Origin of the sequence: Pelomonas margarita, from assembly GCF_043555875.1 — a bacterium.
Classification (GTDB): domain Bacteria; phylum Pseudomonadota; class Gammaproteobacteria; order Burkholderiales; family Burkholderiaceae_C; genus Pelomonas; species Pelomonas margarita.
Map to the genome: position 1 here is coordinate 22,902 of NZ_JBIGHW010000003.1, position 19,122 is coordinate 42,023.

At 70.4% G+C, this 19,122-nt stretch carries 15 protein-coding genes; 8 read left to right on the forward strand and 7 right to left on the reverse strand.

What is annotated here, in order from left to right; genetic code table 11:
• Positions 1 to 15: 15 nt before the first annotated feature.
• From ACG0Z3_RS06120 to ACG0Z3_RS06135, 4 genes are all read left to right on the forward strand, one after another.
• On the forward strand, positions 16 to 339 hold the full coding sequence (locus ACG0Z3_RS06120; protein WP_394396292.1) for a hypothetical protein: 324 nt from the start codon (positions 16 to 18) through the stop codon (positions 337 to 339).
• Between the two features lie 103 nt (positions 340 to 442).
• The gene (locus tag ACG0Z3_RS06125; RefSeq protein ID WP_394396293.1) at positions 443 to 1,651 is read left to right on the forward strand and encodes a TolC family protein; all 1,209 of its coding nucleotides are present in this window, start codon (positions 443 to 445) and stop codon (positions 1,649 to 1,651) included.
• A gap of 4 nt (positions 1,652 to 1,655) precedes the next feature.
• A complete protein-coding gene (locus tag ACG0Z3_RS06130; protein ID WP_394396294.1) occupies positions 1,656 to 2,912 on the forward strand; it encodes an efflux RND transporter periplasmic adaptor subunit in 1,257 nt (418 codons plus the stop codon).
• A 12-nt stretch (positions 2,913 to 2,924) separates the two neighbouring features.
• A complete protein-coding gene (locus ACG0Z3_RS06135) occupies positions 2,925 to 6,044 on the forward strand; it encodes an efflux RND transporter permease subunit (protein ID WP_394396296.1) in 3,120 nt (1,039 codons plus the stop codon).
• On the opposite strand, the gene ACG0Z3_RS06140 is transcribed toward ACG0Z3_RS06135, so the two are convergent.
• The 3 genes from ACG0Z3_RS06140 to ACG0Z3_RS06150 are packed head-to-tail and all read right to left on the reverse strand — an operon-like array spanning position 6,028 to position 8,396.
• Complete coding sequence (locus tag ACG0Z3_RS06140) at positions 6,028 to 6,345, reverse strand: type II toxin-antitoxin system RelE/ParE family toxin (RefSeq protein WP_394396297.1); 318 nt, start codon at positions 6,343 to 6,345, stop codon at positions 6,028 to 6,030. The two genes, ACG0Z3_RS06135 and ACG0Z3_RS06140, sit on opposite strands and share 17 nt — an antisense overlap.
• Positions 6,345 to 6,584: a type II toxin-antitoxin system ParD family antitoxin gene (locus ACG0Z3_RS06145; RefSeq protein WP_394396300.1), complete on the reverse strand. Its 240-nt coding sequence runs from the start codon at positions 6,582 to 6,584 to the stop codon at positions 6,345 to 6,347. The genes ACG0Z3_RS06140 and ACG0Z3_RS06145 overlap by 1 nt, the downstream gene beginning before the upstream one ends.
• Positions 6,585 to 6,620: 36 nt before the next feature.
• Positions 6,621 to 8,396 (reverse strand): DUF885 domain-containing protein, encoded by a 1,776-nt coding sequence (locus tag ACG0Z3_RS06150; protein WP_394396301.1) that lies wholly within the window; start codon positions 8,394 to 8,396, stop codon positions 6,621 to 6,623.
• Positions 8,397 to 8,515: 119 nt separating this feature from the next.
• Between ACG0Z3_RS06150 and mfd the strand changes: the two genes are divergently transcribed.
• From mfd to ACG0Z3_RS06170, 4 genes are all read left to right on the forward strand, one after another.
• Complete coding sequence (gene mfd / locus ACG0Z3_RS06155; protein ID WP_394396303.1) at positions 8,516 to 11,983, forward strand: transcription-repair coupling factor; 3,468 nt, start codon at positions 8,516 to 8,518, stop codon at positions 11,981 to 11,983.
• A gap of 154 nt (positions 11,984 to 12,137) precedes the next feature.
• Positions 12,138 to 13,430: a hypothetical protein gene (locus tag ACG0Z3_RS06160; RefSeq protein WP_394396305.1), complete on the forward strand. Its 1,293-nt coding sequence runs from the start codon at positions 12,138 to 12,140 to the stop codon at positions 13,428 to 13,430.
• A gap of 96 nt (positions 13,431 to 13,526) precedes the next feature.
• Positions 13,527 to 14,237, forward strand: a complete 711-nt coding sequence (gene serB / locus ACG0Z3_RS06165) for a phosphoserine phosphatase SerB (RefSeq protein WP_394396306.1) — start codon at positions 13,527 to 13,529, stop codon at positions 14,235 to 14,237.
• Positions 14,234 to 14,992 carry a substrate-binding periplasmic protein gene (locus tag ACG0Z3_RS06170; RefSeq protein ID WP_394396308.1) on the forward strand — a complete coding sequence of 253 codons (759 nt, stop codon included), beginning with the start codon at positions 14,234 to 14,236 and terminating at the stop codon, positions 14,990 to 14,992. The genes serB and ACG0Z3_RS06170 overlap by 4 nt, the downstream gene beginning before the upstream one ends.
• A 16-nt stretch (positions 14,993 to 15,008) precedes the next feature.
• On the opposite strand, the gene ACG0Z3_RS06175 is transcribed toward ACG0Z3_RS06170, so the two are convergent.
• Genes ACG0Z3_RS06175 through ACG0Z3_RS06190 form a run of 4 tightly spaced genes read right to left on the reverse strand, consistent with a single transcriptional unit; the run spans position 15,009 to position 18,873 of the window.
• Positions 15,009 to 15,230, reverse strand: coding sequence for an RNA-binding S4 domain-containing protein (locus tag ACG0Z3_RS06175; RefSeq protein ID WP_394396310.1), 222 nt, complete (start codon positions 15,228 to 15,230; stop codon positions 15,009 to 15,011).
• Positions 15,231 to 15,267: 37 nt separating this feature from the next.
• Complete coding sequence (locus tag ACG0Z3_RS06180; RefSeq protein ID WP_394396312.1) at positions 15,268 to 16,089, reverse strand: PEP-CTERM sorting domain-containing protein; 822 nt, start codon at positions 16,087 to 16,089, stop codon at positions 15,268 to 15,270.
• A 28-nt stretch (positions 16,090 to 16,117) separates the two neighbouring features.
• The gene (locus ACG0Z3_RS06185; protein WP_394396314.1) at positions 16,118 to 16,864 is read right to left on the reverse strand and encodes a hypothetical protein; all 747 of its coding nucleotides are present in this window, start codon (positions 16,862 to 16,864) and stop codon (positions 16,118 to 16,120) included.
• A 17-nt stretch (positions 16,865 to 16,881) separates the two neighbouring features.
• Complete coding sequence (locus ACG0Z3_RS06190; RefSeq protein ID WP_394396316.1) at positions 16,882 to 18,873, reverse strand: pectate lyase family protein; 1,992 nt, start codon at positions 18,871 to 18,873, stop codon at positions 16,882 to 16,884.
• Between the last annotated feature and the right edge of the window lie 249 nt (positions 18,874 to 19,122).

The following is a 19,122-nucleotide window of genomic DNA, read 5'->3' on the forward strand; positions in this document are numbered from 1 at the left end:
CTAGAATCCGCACCCATGCGTCGCTGGTTCCTCGCCCTGATGGCCCTGTTCGTCGCCGCCCAGATGAGCTGGGCGGGCGCGCAGCTGTGCTGCGTGGCCGAACTGGCGCCGCAGCAGACCGAGCAGTCTGTCGCGGCCCATGACGCCGTGCCTGGCGAGGCGCAGGCCGTCTGCGAGACCGGCCATTGCCACTGCCACCACGCCGGCTGCGCCGCGCCGCTGGATGAACGGCGCGCCCATCCGGCGCGCCAGGCCGCACCGCCCGAGCCGGCCGCGCTGAGGCAGCCCAAGTCCCACATCCCTGCCGGGCTCGAACGCCCCGACTGGCTGCGCGCCTGAGTCGGCGCGTCGCTTTCACCCCCCTTCCCTGACGAAGCGAGGCACCCGCCGGGTGCCCCGACGCGCCGAACTGCCTGCCGTTGTTCCACCACCGGAGAGTTCGATGCGATCCCTGTTCCCGGCGCTGCTGTTGGCGCTGGCCCCTGGCGTGTCCCACGCCCTCACGCTGGCCGAGGCGCAAGCCCTGGCCCTGACCCACAACCCCGAACTGGCCCAGGCGCGGCTGGAGCTGCAGGCGCTGCAAGGTGCCGAACTGCAGGCCGGCGCGCGACCCAACCCCGAGCTGGGCCTGCTGCTGGAGGACACCCGTGCCGCCACACGCAGCAGCACCGTCCAGCTCAGCCAGGCGCTGGAGCTGGGTGGCAAGCGCGCCGCCCGCATGGCCGCCGCCGTACAGGCCCGCGAGCAGGCCGCCGTGGCTTTGCTGGCCAAGCAGGCCGAGCTGCGCGCCGGCGTGGCCGCAGCGTTCTTTGAATTGCTGGGCGCCGAGGCACAGCAGCGGCTCGCCGCCTCGGCCGTCACGCTGGCGGCCCAGGCCAGCGCGGCGGCGGCGCTGCGGCTGCAGGCTGGCAAGGTGCCGCCGCTGGAGGCCGCCAAGGCCCGCGTCGCCGAGGCCCAGGCGCGCGCCGAGCTGGCCCAGGCGCAGAGCGCCACGCTGCAGGCACGCGCGCGCCTGGCGGCCCTGTGGGCACACGGCCCGCAGGCCGTGCCCCACGCCGAGGGTGACGCCGCCACGCTGCCCGCCCTGCCCGATGCCGGGCAGCTGCTGGCCTGGCAGGCCGACGCGCCCGCGCTGCGCCTGGCGCAGCTGGACATCGCCCGCCGCCATGCGCTGACCGCCGGCGAGCGCGCCCGGCGCGTACCCGATGTGACGCTGACGCTGGGCGCCAAGCGCGACGCCGAGCTCGGACGCACCCAGGCCGTCATCGGCCTGACGCTGCCGCTGCCGCTGGCCGACCGCAACCAGGGTGGCCTGCTGGAAGCCCTGCGCCGCGAGGACCAGGCACGCGAGGCGCTGCACGCCGCGACGCTGAAGCTGCAAGTGGACGTGGCCGCCGCGGCCGAGCGCCTGCGCGCCAGCCGCGAGCAGGCGCTGCTGCTGGCCGGCGAGGCCCTGGCCACCGCGCGGGCTGCGCACGACACGGCGCTGCGGGGCTACGAGCTCGGCAAGTTCGCCTTCCTGGACGTGCTGGATGCCCAGCGCAGCCTGTTCCAGCTGCAACGCCAGCAGCTGCAGCACATCGCCGACGCCCACCGCGCCGCCGCCGAGCTGGACCGTCTGCTCGGCCGCAACACCCAAGACAAGGACTGACCCCATGAACAAGAAGACTGCCCTGGCCCTGGCCGCCGTGCTGGCGCTGGGCCTGCTGGCCGGCGCCGCCATCCTGCACGGCGAAGGCCACGGCCACAGCCACGACGCGCACGACGACCACGACCACGACCACGGCCATGCCCAGACCCCGCCCACCGCACCGAAGCCCACCCAGGCTGCGGCCAGCGCCGCTGCGCCGGCCGCCAGCGCGGCCGAGGCCGATGGGCACGCGCAGGCCCGCATCACCGATGAACAGCTGCGCCACAACGGTGTGCAGATCGCCACGGCCGGGCCAGCGCGCATTGCCGGCACGCTAAGCCTGATGGGCGAGGTGGCACTGAACCAGGACCGCAGCGTCGTCGTCACGCCGCGGCTGGCCGGCGCCGTACAAGCCGTGCACGCCAACGCGGGCGACCGCGTGCAGCGCGGCCAGCTGCTGGCCGTCATCGTCAGCCCGGCGCTGGCCGAGCAGCGCGCCGAGCTGCTGGCGGCTGAGAAGCGCCTCGCGCTGGCCCGCCAGACGCACGAGCGCGAACACCAGCTGTGGCAGGACAAGATCTCGGCCGAGCAGGACTACCTGGCCGCGCGCCAGGCGCTGCAGGAGGCCGAGATCGGCGTCGAGGCCTTGCGGCAGAAGCTCGCCGCGCTGGGCGCCACCACTGCGGCCGGCACGCAAGGCCTGGCCCGGCTGGAGGTGCGCGCGCCGATCGCGGGCGTGATCGTGGACAAGAAGATCAGCGCCGGCGAGGCGCTCCGAAACGACGCAGTCATCTTCCAGCTGGCTGACCTGAGCAGTGTGTGGGTGACGCTGGCCGTCCCGGCGCAGGACCTGGCCCGCTTACAGACCGGGGCGCAGGCCCGCGTGACGTCCACCGCCTTCGAGGCCGAGGGCCAGGGCCGCGTCACGCACGTGGGCGCGCTGGTGAGCGAGCAAAGCCGCAGCGCGACCGCGCGCGTGCTGCTGCCCAACCCCCAGGGGCTATGGCGACCGGGCCTGCCCGTCAGCGTGGCACTGAGCCAGGACGCCGCCGCCGCGGCGGTGGCCGTCCCGGCCGACGCGCTGCAGACGCTGGACGGCCGTACGGTGGTGTTCGTGCGGCGCGGCCAGCAGTTCGAGGCCGTGCCGGTGCAGACCGGGCGCGCCGACGGCCGGCAGGTGGAGATCCTGCAGGGCCTGACGGGCGGCGAGCGCGTGGCTGCAAAGAACAGCTTCGTCGTGAAGGCCGAGCTCGGCAAGGGTGAAGCCGGCCACGAGCACTGAGGAGCAGAGTTGATGTTCGAAAGATTCATCCGATTCGCCATCGCGCAACGCGTGCTGGTGCTGCTGGGCGTGCTGGCCATGGCGCTGGCCGGCCTGGCTGCCTACCAGCGCCTGCCCATCGACGCAGTGCCCGACATCACCAACGTGCAGGTGCAGGTCAACACCGAGGCGCCCGGCTACTCGCCGCTGGAGGCCGAGCAGCGCGTGACCTACGCCATCGAGACGGCCATGGCCGGCCTGCCCCGGCTGGCGCAGACGCGCTCGCTGTCGCGCTACGGGCTGTCGCAGGTGACCGTCGTGTTCGAGGACGGCACCGACATCTACTTCGCCCGCCAGCTGGTGGGCGAGCGCCTGCAGCAGGCCCGCGCCAGCCTGCCGGCGGGCCTGACGCCGACGCTGGGGCCCATCTCCACGGGCCTGGGCGAGATCACGATGTGGACGGTGGAGGCGCGGCCCGGTGCGCTCAAGCCCGATGGCTCGCCCTACACGCCGACCGACCTGCGCGAGATCCAGGACTGGGTCGTGAAGCCGCAGCTGCGCACGGTGAAGGGCGTGACCGAGATCAACACCATCGGCGGTTTCACGCGCGAGGTGCAGGTGGCGCCCTGGCCGGAGCGGCTGGCTGCGCGCGGCCTGACGCTGACCGACGTGGTGCAGGCGCTGGAACGCAACAACGCCAATGTGGGCGCGGGCTACATCGAGCGGCGCGGCGAGCAAGTGCTGATCCGCGCGCCGGGCCAGCTGCGCACAGAGGCCGAGATTGCGGACATCGTCATCGCCACCGTGCAGGGCGTGCCGGTTCGCGTGCGCGACGTGGCCGACGTGGGCCCCGGCCAGGAGCTGCGCACCGGCGCCGCCACCGAGAACGGCGAAGAGGTGGTGCTGGGCACGGTGTTCATGCTGATGGGCGAGAACAGCCGCGAGGTGTCGCTGGCCGTCTCGCAGCGGCTGGCCGAGATCAACCGCAGCCTGCCCGAGGGCGTGGTGGCGCAGCCGGTGTATGAGCGGACAACGCTGATCGACAAGGCCATCCGCACCGTGCGCAACAACCTGCTGGAGGGCGCGCTGCTGGTCATCGTGGTGCTGTTCGTGTTCCTGGGCAACCTGCGCGCGGCGCTGATCACGGCGGCGGTGATCCCGCTGTCCATGCTGTTCACCTTCAGCGGCATGGTGGCCGGCAAGCTCAGCGCCAACCTGATGAGCCTGGGGGCGCTGGACTTCGGCCTCATCGTCGACGGCGCGGTCGTCATCGTCGAGAACTGCCTGCGCCGGTTGGGCCATGCGCAGGCTGCGGCCGGCCGGCTGCTGACGCGTGACGAGCGCTTTGCCGAGGTGTTTGCTGCCGCCCGCGAGGCGCGCCGGCCGCTGCTGTACGGCCAGCTCATCATCATGGTGGTCTACCTGCCCCTCTTCGCGCTCGGCGGGGTGGAGGGCAAGATGTTCCACCCGATGGCGCTGACGGTGGTCATCGCGCTGGCCGGTGCCATGTTGCTGTCCATCAGCTTCGTACCGGCCGCCGTGGCGATGCTGGTGACGGGCCGCGTCGAGGAGCGCGACAACCGGCTGATGGCCTGGGCGCGCCGCGCCTACACGCCGCTGCTGGGCTGGACGCTGGCCAACCCCGCCGTGGCGCTGGCCATCGCCGCTGTCGCCGTGTGTCTGAGTGCGCTGATGGCCACGCGCATGGGCAGCGAGTTCGTGCCCAGCCTGGACGAGGGCGACGTCGCGCTGCACGCGATGCGCATCCCCGGCACGGCGCTGGGCCAGGCGGTGCAGATGCAGCGCGAGCTGGAGCGCACGCTGCGCGAGGCGCCCGAGGTGGCGCGGGTGTTCTCCAAGATCGGCACCGCCGAGGTGGCCACCGACCCCATGCCGCCCAACGTGGCCGATACCTACGTCATCTTCAAGCCGCGCAGCGAATGGCCCGACCCCGGCCGCAGCAGCGCGGCCGTGTTGGCCGACCTGCAGGCGCTGGCGGCACGCCTGCCAGGCAACAACTACGAGTTCACGCAGCCCATCCAGATGCGCTTCAACGAGCTGATCTCGGGCGTGCGGGCCGACGTTGCCGTGAAGGTGTTCGGTGACGACATGGCCGTGATGGAGGCCACGGCGGCGCAGATCTCCCAGGTGCTGCAGGGCGTGAACGGCGCGTCGGACGTGAAGGTGGAGCAGACCAGTGGCCTGCCCGTGCTGACGCTGAGCATCGACCGCAGCCGGCTCGCGCGGCTGGGCCTGAGCTTGGCCGAGGTGCAGGACACGGTGGCCATTGCCGTCGCGGGCCGCGAGGCCGGCGCGGTGTTCCAGGGCGACCGGCGCGCCGACCTGCTGGTGCGCCTGCCCGAGCGCCTGCGCAGTGACCTGGACGCGCTGCAGCGCCTGCCGCTGCGGCTGCCGTCGGGCGGCCATGTGCCGCTGGGCGAGGTGGCGAGCTTCGAGCTGCAGCCCGGCGTCAACCAGGTCAGCCGCGAGAACGGCAAGCGCCGCGTCGTCGTGACGGCCAATGTGCGCGGGCGCGACGTCGGCTCCTTCGTGGCCGACGCCCAGGCCGCGCTTGCGCAGCGCGTCAAGGTCCCGGCCGGCTACTGGACGCAGTGGGGCGGCAGCTTCGAGCAGTTGCAGTCCGCCAGCGCGCGGCTGCAGCTGGTGGTGCCGGTGGCGCTGAGCCTGGTGGCGCTGCTGCTGTTCGCGATGTTCGGCAATGTGCGCGACGGCCTGCTGGTGTTCACCGGCGTGCCGTTCGCCCTGACCGGCGGCATCGCCGCGCTGTGGCTGCGCGACATCCCGCTGTCCATCTCGGCCGGCGTGGGCTTCATTGCGCTGTCGGGCGTGGCGGTGCTAAACGGGCTGGTGATGCTGAGCTTCATCCGCGCGCTGCGCGACGGCGGCGCCCCGCTTGACCAGGCCGTGCGCGAGGGTGCGGTGTCACGGCTGCGGCCCGTGCTGATGACGGCGCTGGTGGCCTCGCTGGGCTTCGTGCCCATGGCACTGGCCACCGGCACCGGCGCCGAGGTGCAGCGGCCGCTGGCGACCGTCGTCATCGGCGGCATCCTGTCGTCCACCGCGCTGACGCTGCTGGTGCTGCCGCTGCTGTACCGGTGGGCACACCGGCGCAGCGTCACTCAGGCTCTGTGAGCCAGGCAGCCATGTCGCGCCGCTGGTGCAGCACCCGCCAGACGTCCAGGTGGGTGTCGCGTTGCACGTAGAACAGCAGATAGGGATGGGTCCCCAGCGCCCAGCTGCGCAGGCCTGGGATGCCCAGCTCGTGCGCATGACGCGTGGAGCCGATGCCGGGTTGGCTGGCAATCTGCTGCTGGGCGACTTCCAGCGCGTCGATGAAGCTCACCGCTGCCTCGGCAGCACCTTCACTGAACAAATGATCCAGCGTCTGCTCGACATCCTCCAGCGCCAGGGCGCGGAGGATGACCGGCAGCATCACTTGCGCTTGCGCGCCTGGACGCGCTGGCGCAGGTTCGCAAAGAACGCTGGCGTCATCTCCGCCGCAGGGGCTGACTGAGCGCCCGCCAACAGCAGTGCGCGCAGCGTTTCGCGCTCCTGATCCCGCCGGATCAGGTCGCGCACGTACTCGCTGCTGCTGCCGTAGCCTTTTTCGCTGACCCGCTCTTCCACGAAGACGCGCATCGGCTCCGGCAAGGAGATGTTCATCGTGCTCATACCAAGGAGCTTAGTCCGTTTGGCAATTTTTGCCAATCATCGGCGTGCCGATTTCACCCAGTCCATGACCAGCTCCCGCAGCACCGGCAACGGTACCTGGCCGGCCGTCAGCACAACGCGGTGGAAGCCCTTGATGTCGAACTTGGCGCCCAGCGCCTTCTCGGCGTCGGCGCGCAGCTTGGTGATCTCCAGCTGGCCGATCTTGTAGCCCAGCGCCTGGCCGGGCCAGACGATGTAGCGCTCGACCTCGGAGACGACATCGCTCTCGGCCATGGAGGAGTTGTCCAGCATGTATTGGATGGCCTGCTCACGCGACCAGCCCTTGTGGTGCAGGCCGGTGTCCACCACCAGGCGCATCGCGCGCAGTTGCTCATCACTGAGGCGCCCGTACCACTGGTAGGGGTCGGTGAACAGGCCCAGCTCCTTGCCGAGGCTCTCGGCATACAGCGCCCAGCCTTCCACATAGGCCGTGTAGTGGCTGCCGAAGCGGCGGAAGGCCGGCAGTTCCTTGTCCTCCTGCGCGATGGCGATCTGGAAGTGGTGCCCCGGCGAGGCCTCGTGCAGGGACAGCGTCTCCATGCCGAAGATGGGCTGGGCCTTCAGGTTGAAGGTGTTCACATAGAACACGCCCGGACGCGCGCCGTCGGCTGACGGTTCCTGGTAGGACGCGCCGGCCGCGCTCTCGGCGCGGAAGGCCTCGACCTCGCGCACCTCGTAGTCCGCCCGAGGCTGGATGTCGAAGAGCTTGGGCGTCAGCGCGTTGATCTTCTTCTGCAGGTCCCGGTAGCCGTTGAGCAGGTCTTCCGGCTTGGTGAAGTAGTACTTCGGGTCTTCGTTGAGGTGCTTGAAGAAGGCCTTGAGGTCACCGGTGAAGCCCACCTGCCGGCGCACGGCGTCCATCTCGCCCAGGATGCGCGCCACCTCCTTCAGGCCGATGGCGTGGATCTCGTCGGGCGACAGTGCCACGGTAGTGGACTGGCGCACGCGATGGGCGTACCAGGCCTTGCCGTCCGGCAGGGCCGACCAGGCCGTGCTCTTGCGCGCCTGGGGGGCGTACTCGTCACGCACATAGGACAGCAGGCGGCCATAGGCCGGCAGCACCTGCGTGGCCAGCAGCTGGCGCAGGGCGGCGGTGATGCGCTCGCGCTCGGCAGCCGGCACCGCCTCGGGGAAGTCCTTGACCGGCCCCCAGAACAGGCTCTGCTCAGGCTCGCTGACGGCCAGCGCCTGCAGCTGCGGCAGCACCTTGTCCACCACCGCGCGGGGCTGGGTCACGCCCGCCTTCACGCCGGCACGCATGTTGGCGATCGTGCCGTCGAACTGCGGCACGGCCTTGCTCAAGCGGCTCAGCCAGTCGTCGTAGTCCTTGACCGTCTTGAACGGCTGGATGGACTGGCCCGTGCCCAGCTGGGCCAGGAAGCTGGGCAGGCCGCCGATCTGGCTGATGGGCTGCATCCACTCCGGGAAACGCTCACCCGCCAGGGACTGCTGCAGGTCCAGCTTGAGCATGCTGTAGGACACGCGGTCCTTGGGGGCCAGCTTGGTCTTGTCAAAGCCGGCCAGCGCCTTGAGCTGCTGCTGCAGCTCGCGCCGGGCCTGGGCGCGGTAGGCCGCGGTCGTGGTGTCGGGCAGCTGGTCGTTGTAGCGCGGGTCGCCCAGCGAGGTGGCGAGCACCGGCTGCTGCTGGAGGGTCAGCTCCCACTGGGCGTCCAGCCATTGGTGGAAGCGCTGGCTCTCGGTGGCGGTGGCTTGAGCGGGAAGGCTGAGGGCAAGGCTGGTGGCCAGCAGGCTCAGGGCATGACGACGTTGCATGAAATCTCCGGTAGGAACGGGCGGCATGCTGCCATGCCCCCAGACCCCCGACCAAAGACATGCCCTCCGTAGAATCCCGTCACGCCCCGCATCGGGGCTGTTGTCGTTTGTAGGTCCGCATGACTCTGCCCTCGCTGCCGGCTGTTCAGCCCGGCAAGAAGTTCACCCATCCCCGCCCGCTGGGCTCCGCCGACGCGCTGCTGCTCGCCCGCTTCGTGCAGCAACAACAGGCTGCCGGCCGGCTGGCCGCCATCTTCACGGCCGAGCCGGGGGACACCCAGCGGCTAGAGGACGAGCTCAAGTTCTTCGCGCCCGAGCTCAAGGTGGCCGTGTTCCCCGACTGGGAGACCCTGCCCTACGACAGCTTCAGCCCCCACCAGGACCTGATCTCCGAGCGCCTGGCGACGCTGTGGGAGCTGCTGCAGGCGAAGAAGACAAAGTCCATCGACGTCGTGCTGATGCCGGCCTCCACGGCGCTGGTGCGCCTGGCGCCGCCCAGCTTCCTGGCCGCGACGACCTTCAACTTCAAGCAGAAGCAGCGGCTGGACGAAGCCTCGCTACGGGCGCAGCTGACGCTGGCCGGCTACACGAACGTGAGCCAGGTCGTGCAACCCGGCGAGTACGCGGTGCGTGGCGGGCTGATCGACCTCTTCCCCATGGGCTCGGCCGTACCTTATCGGGTGGACCTGTTCGGCGACGAGGTGGACTCCATCCGCGTGTTCGACCCCGACAGCCAGCGCAGCCTCTACCCGGTACCCGATGTGCGCCTGCTGCCCGGCCGCGAGTTCCCGATGGACGAGGCCCCGCGCAAGGCCTTCCGCAACCGCTGGCGAGAGAAGATGGACGGCGACCCGACCAAGTCACGCCTCTACCGCGACATCGGCGAAGGCGTGGCCTCGGGCGGCATCGAGTACTACCTGCCGATCTTCTTCGAGCAGACGGCCTCCGTCTTTGACTACTTGGGCGACACCGCCGGCCTCGCGCTGCACGGCGAGGTGGACGAGGCCATCCAGCGCTTCTGGACCGACACCAAGGAACGCCACCGCTTCCTGCAGCACGACCCCGAGCGGCCCATCCTGGCGCCGGGCGAGATCTTCCTGACGGCCGAGGACTTCTTCGGCCTGACCAGGCCGCATGCGGTGCTGTCGGTGCGCGGCGCCGAGCCCGTGGACTTCGCCCGCCCGCTGCCCGACGTCAGCGTGGAGCGCGGCACGCAGGAGCCGATGGCGCGGCTGGAGGCGCACCTGAAGAGCACGCCGCACCGCGTGCTGCTGGTGGCCGAGAGCGAGGGTCGCCGCGAAAGCCTGCTCGAGCAGCTGCGCGACCACAAGATCGACCCGCCGTCGGTGAAGGACCTGGCCGAGTTCGCCGCCAGCGACGAGAAGTACGCCATCACAGCGGCGCCGCTGGCGTCGGGCTTCTTCTGGGTCGATGAACAAAGGCCGGTCCAGCTCATCACCGAGACCGAGCTGTTCGCGACAACGCCCACCACGCGCCGGCGCCGCAAGCAGGAACAGGTCAGCGACGTCAACGCGCTGATCAAGGACCTCTCCGAACTCAAGGTGGGCGCCCCGGTCGTGCACATCAACCACGGCATCGGGCGCTACCAGGGCCTGGTCAACATCGACCTGGGCGACGGGCAGAAGAGCGAATTCCTGCACCTGGAGTACGCCGATAAGGCCACGCTCTACGTACCGGTGGCGCAGCTGCACCTGATCGGCCGCTACACCGGCGTGAGCCCCGAGGAAGCGCCGCTGCACAAGCTGGGCTCGGGCCAGTGGGAAAAGGCCAAGCGCAAAGCCGCCGAGCAGGTGCGCGATACCGCCGCCGAGCTGCTCAACCTGTACGCCCGCCGCGCCGCGCGCGAGGGCCATGCCTTCCGCTACTCGGGCCATGACTACGAGGCCTTTGCCGCGAGCTTCGGCTTCGAGGAAACGCCCGACCAGCGCGCCGCCATCCACGCGGTCATCCAGGACATGATCAGCCCCAAGCCCATGGACCGCCTCGTCTGCGGCGACGTGGGCTTCGGCAAGACCGAGGTCGCACTGCGTGCGGCGTTCGTGGCCGTGATGGGCGGCAAGCAGGTCGCCATCCTGGCGCCGACGACGCTGCTGGCCGAGCAGCACTACCAGAACATCGCCGACCGCTTCGGCGCCTGGCCGGTGAAGGTGGCGGAGATGAGCCGCTTCCGCTCGGCCAAGGAGATCAAGGCGGCGATGGAAGGCATCGCCGACGGCAGCATCGACATCGTCGTCGGCACGCACAAGTTGCTGTCGGCCGAGGTGAAGTTCAACCGCCTGGGCCTGCTCGTCATCGACGAGGAACACCGCTTCGGCGTGCGCCACAAGGAGGCGATGAAAGCGATGCGCGCCGAGGTGGACGTGCTGACACTGACCGCCACGCCCATCCCGCGCACGCTGGGCATGGCGCTGGAAGGCCTGCGGGATCTCTCCGTCATCGCCACCGCGCCGCAGCGGCGCCTGGCCATCAAGACCTTTGTGCGCGCCGAAAGCAGCGGCACCATCCGCGAAGCCGTGCTGCGCGAACTGAAGCGCGGCGGCCAGGTCTACTTCCTGCATAACGAGGTCGAGACCATCGAAAACCGGCGCCAGAAGCTGGAAGAGCTGGTGCCCGAGGCGCGCATCGTCATCGCCCACGGCCAGATGCCCGAGCGCGAGCTGGAGCGCGTCATGCGCGAGTTCGTCGCCGGCAAGCACAACCTGCTGCTGTGCTCCACCATCATCGAGACCGGCATCGACGTGCCGAGCGCCAACACCATCATCATTGCCCGCGCCGACAAGTTCGGCCTGGCCCAACTGCACCAGCTGCGCGGCCGCGTCGGCCGCAGCCACCACCAAGCCTATGCCTACCTGATGGTGCCCGACCTGCAAGGCCTGACCAAGCAGGCCACGCAGCGGCTGGATGCCATCCAGGCCATGGAGGAGCTGGGCTCGGGCTTCTACCTCGCCATGCACGACCTGGAGATCCGCGGTGCCGGCGAGGTACTGGGCGATAACCAGAGCGGCAACATGATGGAAGTGGGCTTCCAGCTCTACAACGACATGCTGAGCGAAGCCGTGCGCGCACTGAAGAGCGGCCGCGAGCCCGACCTGCTGTCGCCCACCGGCGCGTTCTCCACCAACACCGAGATCAACCTGCACGCGCCCGCCCTGCTGCCTGATGCCTACTGCGGCGACGTGCAGGTGCGCCTGAGCCTGTACAAGCGCCTGGCCACGGCCGAGAAGCCCGAGCAGATCGACACCATGCTGGAAGAGATCACCGACCGCTTCGGCAAGCTGCCCACTCAGGGCCAGACGCTGTTCGACCTGCACCGCCTGCGCGTGCTGGCCAAGCCGTATGGCGTGATCAAGGTGGACGCCGCGCCGGGGCTGATCAACCTCAACTTCCGCCCCAACCCGCCCATCGACCCGATGCGCGTCATCGAGCTGGTGCAGAAGAACCGCAACATCAAGCTGGTGGGCAACGAGAAGCTGCGCATCGAGAAGCAACTGAGCAGCCCGCAAGACCGCGCACAGGCCGTGCGCGAAGTACTGCGGCTGCTGGGCCAGCCGGTCAAGGCGACATGACGCCGGCGCGCGTGCTGCTGGCCGCATTGCTCGCTAACGGGCTGGCGGCGCCCAGCCGCCCAGCGACGCCGAGCAGCTGGCGGCCGAACTGCTGCATGCCGATGCCGACTCGCGGGCTGCAGCACTGCAGCTCGCACTGGAACAGCGGTGGACGGTGCCGCCCGAGCTGCTACCGCGCCTGGTCAAGGACCCCTCGCCCGACGTGCGGCGCCTGGTGGCAGCGGCCGCGCAACTGGATGCCGAGCAATGGCTGACGCTGTGGGCCCACTCACCGGAACCGGCGCTTCGCCAGACGCTGGCCGACGGACTGCGCAGCCGCTTTGCCACGCCAGCGCCAGCCCTGGTGGGCCGCCTGCTGGACGCTGCCGACGACCGGCTGGACTGGGCTCTGCTGGCCCCACCCGCACTGCCGCTGTCGGAAGCCCAACTGGCCGTGCTGGCGCGCCGGGCTGACCTGCTGACCCGCTGGTTGCTGTCGCAGCGCCTGCAGCAGCCCGATGCCGAGACCCGCCTGCAGCAGGTGCTGACGCAGGGCGATGACGAACGCGTGCGCCGCGCGTTACGGCTGATGGCGCCCGCGGCACGGCAACAGGCGACCCCTCGCCTGCTCGACCAGGCCCTGGCACAGCAGCGCGACGAGCTGCTGCTGCGCATGCTCCCCCAGTTGCGCACCGCGGAAGGCGGCTTGCCGCCTGAGACGGCCACACGCCTGCTGCGCGAGGCGCCCGTCGCCGTGCGTGAGCGGCTGACCATGGAGGCCTGGTGGCTGCCCCGCTACAACGCCGAGCAGATCGCACTCGTGCTGACCGACCCAGCCCCCCTGGTGCGCATCGGCCTGCTGCGCCGCCGCGACATTGCGCTTCCGGCCGAGCAGATCAATGCCGGCCTGCTGCACAAGGACGAGGAACTCGCTTCGTGGTACCGCAGGCGACCGGAGGCTCGCCCGAACCCGGCCCAGGCGGCCGCAGGGCTGGCGCACGCCAACCCCGTCGTGCGGCGCGGCTGGACGAGCCAGCTCGCGGCCAGCTTTGATGCCGCTCAGCTGGCCCAGGCCCTCAACGACAGCGACCAGAGCGTCCGCTGGCTGGCGCTGCTCGCGGCCCGGCTACCGCTCAGCGACGCGCAGCTGGACCGCTGCCTCACCGACCCCGCGTTCGTTGTTCGGGAGCGCTGTGTGTCGCGCCGCGAGTTCGTGCTGACGCAAGCCCGCTTCGAGACGCTGTTGGCCGACTCCAACCCCAACGTGCTGCGCGCCGTGAAAGGACCGGACGGCCGCCCGCCAGACTTGGCGCCCTTCATCGGGGCAACGCTGCGCGAGGGCACGCCAGCGGCACGGCTGCTGCTCGCCCGCCAGCAGGCCTTCCCCCTGCGCCCCGACCAGCTGGCCTCCGGCCTGCTCGATCCCGTCGACACGGTGCGCCAGGCCTTCGCGCAGCGCCGCGACTGAACCGCTGCTGCGCAAGCGCGCCCTCGTGCGGCGCGAACCGTGGTGCGGCAAGGGTGCCGGGATAATCCACCCACCTTCTGCTGCCTCCCGCCTCCCGTGACCTCCGCCCCTTCCCCCGGCCTCGTCGTCCAAGCCGGTCTCGCCCTGCCCCCGCTCAGCCACTACAAGCTCGCCGCCTTCGACATGGACTCGACGCTGATCAGCATCGAGTGCATCGACGAGATCGCAGCCCTCGCGGGCAAGGGCGAGGCCGTCGCGGCTATCACCGAGGCCGCGATGCGCGGCGAGATCACGGACTTCCGCGACAGCCTGCGCCGGCGCCTGGCCCTCCTGGCCGGCGTGCCCGCCACAGTGCTGGACCGCGTGCTGGCCGAGCGGCTCACGTTCAATCCCGGCGCGCGCGAGCTGTGCGCGGCGCTGAAGGCGGCCGGGCTCAAGCTCGTGCTGGTGTCCGGCGGCTTCACCTTCTTCACGCGCCATGTCGCCGCCGAGCTAGGCATGGACTACGTGCGCAGCAACGAGCTGGAGATCGTCGATGGTGCGCTGACCGGCCGCATCGTCATGCAGGACTGGGGCGACATCTGCGACGGCGAGGAGAAGCGCCGCATGCTGCTGCAGTGCTGCGCCGCCATCGGCTGCACGCCCGCCCAGGCCATGGCCGTGGGCGACGGCAGCAACGACCTGCCCATGATGGGCGAAGCTGGCCTGTCGGTGGCCTTCCATGCCAAGCCCAAGGTACGAGCCGCGGCGATGGTGGCCATCAACGAGGGCGGCCTGGACCGGCTGCTCACGCTGCTGCCGGCATGACCCGCCGGCCGCCGGCCCTACCCCGCCCCAGCCTGCGCTGGCTGGCCGGGTTGGCGCTGGCGGCCGCCACATCCGCCGTCACCGCACAGGGTGCACCGGCACCGCTTCGCTTTGTGCTGCCCACCAACCAGGCCATGCCCCTGCTGGCCATGACCGGGTCGCGGCCGGTTGACGGCCTGCTCAAGGACATCGCCGAAACCCTCGCAGCGGGCCTGGGACGGCCGCTGCAGTACGTCGTGCTGCCAGCCAAGCGCGCGGCCTCGGCGCTGCACAGGGGCGATGCCGACGTGCACTGCTACGTGCAGCCCGGCTGGCTCGAGGGGCAGCTGCTGTGGACGCAGCGCTTCATCGCCTCGGCCGAGGTGGTGGCCGCCTCGCGTGACGCACCACCCCTGGCCGCCCTCTCGGGCCTGGCCGGTGAACCGGTCGGCACCGTGCTGGGTTACCACTACCCCAGAATCGACGCGGCGCTGCCCCGGGCCTTCAACCGCCAGGACGTCGTCGACGCGGACACCAACCTGCGCCGGCTGGCCGTGGGCCGGGTGCGCTATGTGCTGACCGACAGGCTGTCGCTGCAGCACTTCATCAAGCGCCACCCGGGCGCAGGCCTGCGCGAGGTGCTGGAGTTCGACCGCACGGAGCTGGGCTGCGCCGTCTCGCCCCGTGAGGCGGCGGCGCTGGACGCCATCAACCAGGCCCTGCGCCAGATGCACACCGAGGGCCGACTGAACCAGATCCTGGATCGTTACCGCTGAGGCAGCTGCCGGCGCATCACTGCGGCGCCACGACGCGCACGGTGTGGCCAGCCAGGCGCACCACCTGGCCGGCGCGCATCTTGGCCGTCTTGCGCAGCTCGACCTGCCCGTCCACCGTCACCTCGCCGGCCGTGATCAGCGCACGCGCCTGCCCGCCGCTGTCGGCCAGGCCGGTGGCCTTCAGCAGCTTGTCCAGTTCGATGTAGTCGCCGCGCAAGGCCAGGTCCAGGTCGCTCATGGCCGCATTGTCTCCGAGCCGGCGCAGCGCCCTCCGTTCAACGCCGCATGCGGCGGCGGGCCACGCAGGCCACCACGCCCAGGCCGAGCAGCATCAGCGCATGGCTCTCGGGCTCGGGCACGGGCGCGGCCACGGCCAGCACGTCGGCCACGATGGGTGTCGTGTTGGACGCGGTGATGGTGGTCCAGTTGTCGCCGTCGGCCAACGCTGACTTCAGCAGGGCCATGGAGGCGTAGGGCGCGTCGGTGCCCGTGGTCTGGGCCGTGAACTGCGTGTAGCGCGTCGCGGTCGTGCCGAACTTGTACTCGCGAAGCTGGATGCCGCTCAGGCCGGTGGCAGCGGTCGGGTTGTCGGCGCTGGTGTAGGTGCCACGGTTGGAGATGGCGCCCAGGAACGTGATGGCCGAGGGCTGGTAGTTGGTGGCGTACGACGCGGCCTGGAAGGCATAGAGGATGTCGCCGCCGCTGGAGATGTTGGAGGCGCCGCCGTTCAGGTTGGTCACCGTGCCGCTGGGCGTGCCGCCTGCTGCGCCGGACTTGGCCGTGTACTGGCCGGTGGTGCCGGTGCCCAGCAATGCCACCGAGGTGCCGGCCGCGACCTTGGCGTTGGCTGTCCAGGACCAGAAGGTCTCGGCCGTCGTCGAGAACACACCGCTGGAGGTCGGCGTCGTCAGCACATTGGTGTCGGTGAAGTAGATCGTCGTGCCGGCGGCGATGTCGGTGAACGTCACGAACGACCAACCGCCCACCGTCGTGTTGCCGTTCACGCCGGTGAAGGCGAAATCGCCATGGGTCAGCGTGGTGGCCTGGGCGGCGAAGGCGGCTGCGGCGATGGCGGCAAGGGTGAGGAAGCGCTTCATGGTTTGTCTCCTTGGGGTTTGATCGGGATCAGTGGGCACGGCGACGGCGAGCAACGGCCGCCAGCGTCAAGAGGCCAGGCACCAGCAGCAGCGCCGAGGCGGGTTCCGGCACGGGTGCGGTGGCCAGGACGAGGTTGTCCAGCGATACGCCGTAGTAGTCGTCGCGGTGGGTCAGCGTGAAGCCGGCAATGTCGGCCGTGCCGCCCGTGCGGGCGAAGGCGAAGCGGCCATCGCTGCGGCCGCTCAGATCCACAGCCTCGATGAGGCCGCCGTCGATGCGGTACAGGCTCAGCGTCACCGCACCGCCGTTGACGTCACGCAGTTGGAAGCCAAGTGCCGACACCGGCGAGGCGAAGCGGGCCGAGATGGCGCCAAAGCCGTCGGCCGCGCCCGCCAATGGGCCGACACCGAACAGCGCCGTGCCGTCGGCATCGCCGTAGTTGTAGGCGCCGAGATTGGCGCCAGCTGCGCCGGCCAGCAGCGTCAGGCCCGCCGTCGGCGTGCCGTTGCTGAGGTCGTCGAACCAGTCCTGCGCCACCTCGCCCGGACGCGGTGCCTTCGCGATGGCCAGCTCCTGGCCGTCGAAGCGCTCGCCGAACTGCACGCCGCCGCTGGTCAGCACGCCGTCGATGAGGGCGCCATCGGCCAGCTCGGAAAAGCTGATGGCCGTACCGTTGAGCGAGGTGTAGTGGACCTCCTGGGTGGCGGCCGCCTGGGCGGCGCCAGCGACGAGACTGAACGCCAGTGCGGCCAGCGTGTGGGGTTTGAACCTCATGAATGTCTCCTTGTGTGTCATTGACCGCCAACGACCGTGACGTTGTCGAAGTCCGCCGTGACGACGGTCGAGTTGCTACCGGACGACAGCGCCAGGCCCACGTACAGCGTGGGCACGCTGACGCTCAGGTTGCTGACCTCGCTCCAGGTCACGCCGTCGCTGGACGCCGCGGAATAGACGGCGTTGCCACGGCGCTCCACGCGCACCCACACGGGCAGCGTCGATGTGGAAAAGCTGCCGATGTTGGATTTGTTGTTGCCATTGATCGCCGCGCGGATGGCGCCAGTGGACGCGTAGCGCGCCGTCCAGGCATAGGCCGGCGTGCCGCTCAGCGCGCTCATCGCCACCACGCCGGCACGTGCGGAGTCCGCGCTGCCACCCTGCGTCACGACCCGGGCGGTGAACGTGAAGTTACCCGTCAGCGCGCGGTACTTGAAGTTGAAGGCGTAGGGCGCGCCCGTGTTGATGACGCCCGCGCCGGACAGCGTGTACGCGCCCGTGGCCGGGTTGTAGGTAGCAGCAGGCGCCGCCACCGTGACGGCGGTGCTCAGCACCTGCTCGTTGGCGCCGTTGACCTCGCAAGGCAGCACCGGCGTGCAGGCCGTGCCCGGGATCAGCGGCGCCGGCGCGGGGCCCGGTGCCGGTGAGGGCGCCGGGCTGGGCGATGGGGAGGGCGACGGCGACGGCGACGGGCTCGGGCTCGGTGCAGGGCTGGGGCTGGGTGCGGGCGAACTCGGCAGCGGCGGCGGCAGCGGCCCCTGCACCGCGAACGGACCCACGCGGCCTGCGCCAGCCGATTGCTGGATGGCGCTGCGCACGGCGTCGGCGCTGCGCAGCGTGTAGGCATAGGGCGGCACCCAGTTCTGCGCCACCGGCAGGCCTTCGCAACCCTGCAACTGCACGTCGATGACGCCGGTCATGGGCTTGCCGGCATCGTCCTTGTCGCTGATGAAGCGGTGGCCCGAGCTGCGGAAGCTGAGGGCCTGCTTGCCACCGGCCAGCTTGCCGCAGACCTCCTTGGGCTTGAGGCCCGTGAACTCATAGAAGTTGTTCTCGGCGATGACGTCGGACTGGTAGCGCACGTCCAGGCCGGAGGCGAACTTCTTGTCCGGGTCATCCGTCGTGGTGCTGCCCGTGATGAGGTTGTTGTACATGTGCAGCTGGCCGAAGCGCACCAGCGGCAGCCGGCTGTAGGGGTGATCCCACCAGTTGCCGGTCATCGTCACATGCAGGCGGCCTGCATCGCTCCAGGCGCGGCCAGAGTCGCCATTGCCCACCAGCGTGGTCTTGTGGTGCTTGGTGAACACGCTGTTGGACACGGTCACGTAGTCGCTGCCGCGGATGATGTCCAGCGCGCCGTCGTGGCGGGTGTCGCTGGCCAGCGAGTCGGGTGTATCGCCATCGCTGATCGTCACGTGGTCGATCCAGATCTGCTGGCCGCGCGTGATGGCGATGCCGTCCATGTAGGCATTGCCACTGTCCTCGGGGTTCACGTCCCAGGGCGTGTCGATCGCGAGGTTCCGCAGGATGATGTTGCGCGTCCAGGTCGGGAACAGCTCCGGATCCTTGCCGGCGGCGGCCCAGGCCTTGAAGTCGGCCTCGGCCCCGGCCGAGGTCGTGGCGGCCTCCGTGCCGATCAGGATTTGCGTGCCGGTGATGCGCGCCGGCCGGCCGTTGCTGTCGTTGATGCCCACCAGCGTGGTGTTGGACGGGATGGAGAAGCTGCCGCCGTTCTTCTGGTCCAGGAAGCCCGTGTACTCCTCGAACACGGTGTTGTTGTCGCGCCAGCGGAAGTCGATGTGGCCGACGATGCGGATGATCTTGGGCTCGTTCTTCGCCTCGCGCAGTGCCGCCAGCAACTGCTCCTTGTTGAACACCGTGTAGACGCGGTTGGCCGCGGCCGACGAACCGCCGGTGACGCGCACCTTGCCCTGGCGCGACCAGCTGTGCCAGCCGTTGTCCGGCGCCGTCTCGCGCTCGAACATCAGCACGCCCCGGGTGGGATCCACGGTAGCGAACTGCCAGGCCGGCAGGCGCGGCGCGGTAGTTGGCGGGGTTGTGCAGGCCGCTGATCGTGGCGGGCGCCGCATAGCTGCGAGTGCCGATGTCGAACAGCAGCGGCGCGAGGGTTTCGGTCAGCGTGACGGCGTCGATGACCGGCGCGGGCGCCGGTGCAGTCGGCCGTGGCGCGCGCGTCGCGAGCGCCCGCACCGTGGCGCCCTCCGTGCTCGCGTCCAGCCGCGTGGCGCTGGGCGCGT